We start from the raw sequence: 5,358 nt of genomic DNA, 5'->3' as shown, positions 1-5,358 counted from the left end.
GACGCGGAGTTCGTCCGAAACCACGGCGCTGGCCTCGTAAACGTCCTCGGAGACCCGGCTGGCGCGGACCGACCGGACCGCGGGATTCCGGTGCAGCCGGCCCGCCGTCGGTGATGTGCCGGAGGCGACACGACGTGTCAGCGCGGCCCGGTGCTGCAGCGCGGCCAGGCAGCGCTCGTCGAGGCGGCGGGCGAGCTGCTGGGCGGGACGGGTTCCGGCGAGGACCTCAACGGCGGCCTGCAYAGTTGACCGGCAAATGGCGCACACCTCGCGGTCCTGGTCCACGAGCCGCAGGACCGGGGCCGGTCCGCCGGCGGAGGGAAAGGGGACTGCGCGGTGATCGGCCGACGCCGGCGGCCGCGGGACAGCGGTGCCTGCGCGGATACCGGTAATGGGGTTCATGGGGCTTCCTTTGCTCTCGTGGGCTGTTGCGGGTGGTTCGGGGCGCTGTGGTTAGGGGGCGAACGGCATCCTGAGGACCTGGCCGGGGAGCAGTAGTCCGGGGTCGCCGCCGATGACCTCGCGGTTGGCCTGATAGAGCCGCGGCCACGCCCGAGCGATATCCACATCGGATGCCAGCGGTCCCAGCTCCGCGGCACAGATACTCCAGAGCGAATCCCCGGCCCGGACGGTCTTCTCGACCATGCCCGGCGCGGGTTCCTGTGCCCGCAGCGGACCGGCGGCGAGGCTGCCGGGAGCTACCGGTGGCGGCGCCGGCGTCCAATGCGGATCCGGTCCAAGGCTCCCGGGCCCGGGCCTGGGGTCGGGTGGTTCCAGGGCACGAAGGGTCATCGGTGCGGGAACGGCTGCGGAAGTGGTGCCGCCCGGCGCGCCGCCGGTGGGGATCCAAGCCGCGGCCACCGCGGGTGGGGGAGGAGCGCCCGGACCGCCGGGGCCGGGCGCGGCGTGTGCCAGCGGGGCTGCGGCCAGTTGCAGGCCGAGCGCGGCCAGCGCCAGCCGGCGCATGAACGCCGGGCTGAATTTCCCCGCTGCAGCCGCGGCCCGGCGGCTGCCGCCGCGTTCGAGGACAGCGGACACAAGGGCAATCAGGAAAGACAGCGCCCACCAGACGACGACGATGAGGCCGGTGGTGTTGGCCACCACGCCGATGTGGTCCTCGAAAGAGACGGACTGGCGCCGCGCCGCGGAAGCCTGCAGGCGCTGCGCAAGCTGGGCTCCTGACGCGGCTAGGAAGGCCCCCAGCAGCAGGATGACCAGGGCCAAGGATGCGTCTGCACCAAGTCTCCGCCGGGACCCGGTGCCGGAAAAGTTCCTGACAGCCACAAAAACCTCCTTTGATGATGTTTGATGCAGTTTGATGTCTTTAAAAACAGTTTGTCCCTTTCCGGGTATGTTTGTCCAGAGGCTCCGGGGTGATGTGGATTGACCGGCCCGACGGGCACGCCTACGCTGGCGCCATGCGATGGGACGACCTGTTTGCAGACCTGGAGGCGCAACTTGCCGCCGGGGAGCGCCTCGACCTGGACGTAGAAATCGACGAGCGGGCGCGCGTGGACGCCGCCGCGGTGGAGTTGGCCGACAGGTTGCGAGGCTCGGTCGGGCTCCGGATCGGTGTCCACCTCGGATCCGGAACGGTGTACGAAGGAACCCTGAGTCACGCCGGCAGCCAGTGTCTGGTCCTCGATGAGGAGCGTCACCAGGTGCTGATTCCTTACACAGCCGCCGTACGTTATTCGGGCCTGTCCAGGCTGGCTGTAGGCACAGGACCGTCAGTCCGGCAGCGGCTCGGACTCGCCAGCGCCCTGCGCGGACTGGCCCGTGACCGCGCCAGCGTGACCGTGTTGGTGTGGCGGGGCGCCGCGGGGGAATCAGTGCTGTACGGAGTCATCGACCGGGTCGGCCGGGACTTTCTGGACCTGGCCGTCACCCGGCCGGGCGAGGAACGCCGGCCGGCCAATGTCAGCGGAGTCGCAACTATCCCCTTTGCCGCGTTGGCCGGGTTGAGGTCGGTCCGCAGCGCCGAAAGCTAGTGGTTTAGCGCCCCTTGGCCTTGGCCTCGTCGATCATGCGGCTTGCTTCGGCGTAACGCTCCTGGATGTACTGCTCCAGCATGGTCTCCTCGACCCGCCACTGGCCCCGCCCGCCAACCTGGATGGCCTTGAGTTGACCGCTCCGGACCAGGGCGTAGGCGGCGGGCGAGTTGATCTGGAGCTGCTCGGCAACGTCGGCAAGGGTCAGGAATCGTGGCATGGCACCATTTTGCCACCGGTGGCACCGTTTGGGGCTGTTATCCACAAATTAGTGTTGTTTGCTTCAGGTCCTTCCCGACGGCCCGCCAATTCGTGAGAATAGGGGTGTCCGGCGCCCGCAGCCCGGGCCGCGACTATAGGGGGGCAGGACGCATGACTGTGAGCACAGTGGCCGGCGGCGGGGCCCGGTTGAAGAAGCCTTCCTGGAAGGATCCGCGGCTGCTCGTGGGCATCTTGCTCGTGCTGGCTTCCGTGGTGGGCGTCGTCTCGCTCGTCGCCGCGGCGGACCAGACCACGGAAGCCTACGCCGCCAGCGGGCCGATCGCCGTCGGCGAAAAGCTGACCACGGACAAATTGCACCGGGTCAGGGTCCGGCTCGGCGACGTCGAGCAGTACTACCTCACGCCGGAGGCCGATGTGGCCACGGGACTGGTCGCCGTCCAACGCATCGGCAAAGACCAGCTCGTCCCGCGGGAAAGCCTTGGCCAGCTGGATGCACTGAACCGCAAACCGGTCGCCGTCACGATCGACGAGGCCCTCCCACCGCAGGCCGTGGCAGGGTCCCGGGTGGATATCTGGGTGGCGCAACCGGACACCCGGAACGGCTTCAGCGAACCCACGCTGCTGCTCAAGGGCGCCGAGATCGCCCAGCTCACGCCGGGGACCACCGCACTGGGATCACAGCGTTCCACCGTCGTAATGGTTCTCGTCCCCGACGGGCAGATGCCGAAACTCCTGGGGGCGCAGGCCAACAAGGCAAAAATCTCAGTCGTCTGGAATCCGGGCGGAGCGCCCTGATGGGCATCCCGGTGGTGACGGTGGGCAGCACCCGCGACGACCTGGTCGGCGGACTGGAGCGGCTTCATGGTCCGGTGTCCGTGGTCCGGCGCTGCGCTGAGCTGGCCGAGCTCCTGGCTGCCTGCCAGACCGGGCTGGCCCGGGCCGCCGTCGTCGCGGAGGGCAGCGGTGAGCTGACGGCCTCACTGGTGGACCGGCTGTCCGCCGTCGGGGTAGCCGTGGTGGCGCTGACCGACAGCCCCGAGGAAGCAGCCAGGCTGCAGGGAATCGGCGTGACCGCAGAGATCTCCGGGGTGGAGGCCGCTGCCCTCGCCGCACTGATCACCGGTGCCGTGGCCCAGCTCGGCGGCGCTGGCCCGGGGCAAGGCGCGACTGCCTTCGCGGACCATTCCGTGGCGCGCCGCACACAACCCCGGACGCAGGACCCCGCGACCGACGGCTACCCGGAGCGCGTGCGCGCGACCGACGGCAACCCCGACACCGGGGGCGCGGCCGCAGGCGGCGGGACCGGGCAGCCGGACACCGGCAGGATTATCGCCGTCTGGGGCCCGGCCGGGTCGCCCGGCAGGACCCTGCTGGCCGCCAACATCGCCGGCGAGCTGGCAGCGGAGGGCAAATCGGTCCTGCTGGTCGACGCCGACAGCTACGGCGCCAGCGTGGCCGCGGTGCTGGGGCTGCTGGACGAGGCTGCCGGACTCGCACAGGCCTGTCGCTTGGCCGACCAGGGTGTGCTGGACGGGACGGCGTTGCTGAGGATCGCGGTCCCGGTGGGCACCCGGGGCGGATCCTTCCGGGTCCTTACCGGCATCACCCGGGCCGACCGCTGGACCGAACTGCGCGCAGCTGCCCTCTCGCTGGTCTACGAACGGGCCCGGGAGATCGCCGAGGTCACGGTGATCGACGCCGGGTTCTGTCTGGAGGCCGACGAAGAGCYCAGCTTCGACTCGATGGCGCCGCGCCGGAACGCCGCGACCCTCCGCAGCCTGGAAGTGGCGGACACCGTGTTTGCCATCGGCGCCGCCGACGCGGTCGGGGTGCCACGGCTGGTGCGCGGCCTGGCCGAGCTGAACGCCGCCGTCCCCCGGGCAACCCCGCACGTGATTCTGAACAAGGTGCGGGCCGCTGCCGTCGGACGTTCCCCGGAACGCCAGCTCCGCGACGCCTGGGCTCGCTACGGCCCGACCGTCCCGCTGGAATCGTTCCTCCCGGCCGACCCGGCTGCCTGTGATGACGCCCTCCTGGCCGGCTCGCTGTTGCTGGAGTGCGCCCCCGAATCGGCCCTCCGCAAGGCAATCGCCGGACTCGTTTGTGCACCTGCCCAACGAAATCGAAGATCCTCTGTCCTTTCTCCCACAGCAGGTCGCCGGGCAAACGGCTAGGCTCGCCATGAGGGCCGCAACGGTGCGGCCATGAACTTCTTGATGGAGGCGTTTGTCGATGTCGTCTGGGTCCAGCGTGGAGGATCAGCCCGTTTCGGTCGGTGCCAGCGAAGGGTACTTCGGGGACTACTACGAACACCTCGCCGAGGAGGATGCCCGCGCCTACGGCGGGGATGTCCTCACGGCACGGTCGCAGGCGCACTTGCGGGCGGCCGCCCAGCGGCAGCCCGGCGTCGCCAACATTCTGATCGCCGATGAGGCCGAGTCCAGCGTCGTGTACATCGTCACGGACGACATGCCGTTCCTGGTGGACTCCGTCAATGCCGAACTCGTCCGGCAGAAGTCCCCGATCCGCCTCGTGATGCACCCCCTCTTTGTCGTCACGCGCAACCGGGAGACCGGACAGCTGGTCAAGGTCGCACGGGTGCCCTCGCACCTGGGGATCTCCAGTGGTGACACGGCGGCGATGCCGAAGCTCTCGCATCTCATCGCCGACGGCGACAACGCCTCGCACATGGAGTCCTGGATCGCGGTCGAGATCGACCCGGTCGACGACGCAAAGCGGCAGCAGCTGGTCGACGGCATTTCCCGGGTGCTCGGCGACGTCCGCGCCGCGGTCGAGGACTGGCCCAAGATGCGCAACAAGGCGCACGAGATTTCCGCGGACCTCGACAGGGTGGCCAATGCCGCCCAGATCGCTGAACTCCGCCAGGCCCAGGACCTGCTCCGCTGGCTGGACGACGGGAACTACACCTTCCTCGGTTACCGCGAATATGACCTGCGCAACGACTCAGGCGAGGACGTGCTGGAACTTCGGGAAGACAGCGGCCTCGGCCTGCTGCGCGACAGCGCCGAYACCCGCCACCAGATCCAGCACCTGACCGAGACCGGCCGAAAGAAGGCCCGCGAAAAGCGGGCCCTGGTGATTACCAAAGCCAACTCGCGCTCCACGGTGCACCGCTCGGCGTACC

6 protein-coding genes and 1 pseudogene are annotated in these 5,358 nt (G+C 69.4%); 4 read left to right on the top strand and 3 right to left on the bottom strand.

The window, feature by feature from the left end:
* Both AB4Y86_RS11290 and AB4Y86_RS11285 read right to left on the bottom strand, forming a co-directional pair.
* Positions 1 to 402 (bottom strand): Rv3235 family protein (locus AB4Y86_RS11290; RefSeq protein WP_441402323.1); only part of this gene is annotated, 402 nt, incomplete at its 3' end.
* Positions 403 to 453: 51 nt separating this feature from the next.
* Positions 454 to 1,284: a LysM peptidoglycan-binding domain-containing protein gene (locus AB4Y86_RS11285; protein ID WP_441402322.1), complete on the bottom strand. Its 831-nt coding sequence runs from the start codon at positions 1,282 to 1,284 to the stop codon at positions 454 to 456.
* Between the two features lie 92 nt (positions 1,285 to 1,376).
* On the opposite strand from AB4Y86_RS11285, the gene AB4Y86_RS11280 reads away from it, so the two are divergent.
* Positions 1,377 to 1,991: a hypothetical protein gene (locus AB4Y86_RS11280; RefSeq protein ID WP_441402324.1), complete on the top strand. Its 615-nt coding sequence runs from the start codon at positions 1,377 to 1,379 to the stop codon at positions 1,989 to 1,991.
* A gap of 4 nt (positions 1,992 to 1,995) precedes the next feature.
* On the opposite strand, the gene AB4Y86_RS11275 is transcribed toward AB4Y86_RS11280, so the two are convergent.
* Entirely contained in the window at positions 1,996 to 2,211 is a 216-nt protein-coding gene (locus AB4Y86_RS11275; RefSeq protein WP_441402321.1) for a helix-turn-helix domain-containing protein, read from the bottom strand.
* A gap of 152 nt (positions 2,212 to 2,363) precedes the next feature.
* Between AB4Y86_RS11275 and AB4Y86_RS11270 the strand changes: the two genes are divergently transcribed.
* The 3 genes and pseudogenes from AB4Y86_RS11270 to AB4Y86_RS11260 form a co-directional block, all read left to right on the top strand.
* Complete coding sequence (locus AB4Y86_RS11270; protein ID WP_441402320.1) at positions 2,364 to 3,008, top strand: hypothetical protein; 645 nt, start codon at positions 2,364 to 2,366, stop codon at positions 3,006 to 3,008.
* Positions 3,008 to 4,387 (top strand): AAA family ATPase, encoded by a 1,380-nt coding sequence (locus AB4Y86_RS11265; protein ID WP_441402319.1) that lies wholly within the window; start codon positions 3,008 to 3,010, stop codon positions 4,385 to 4,387. Before AB4Y86_RS11270 ends, AB4Y86_RS11265 begins: the two co-directional genes overlap by 1 nt.
* A 58-nt stretch (positions 4,388 to 4,445) precedes the next feature.
* Positions 4,446 to 5,358 (top strand): annotated as a pseudogene (locus tag AB4Y86_RS11260) (NAD-glutamate dehydrogenase); the annotation flags it as partial.

The sequence above is a fragment of the Arthrobacter sp. 2YAF22_2 genome, from assembly GCF_052114645.1.
Taxonomy (GTDB): Bacteria; Actinomycetota; Actinomycetes; order Actinomycetales; family Micrococcaceae; genus Arthrobacter.
The sequence above is the reverse complement of the archived record's forward strand: the minus strand, read 5'-3'. Positions and strand labels throughout refer to the sequence as shown.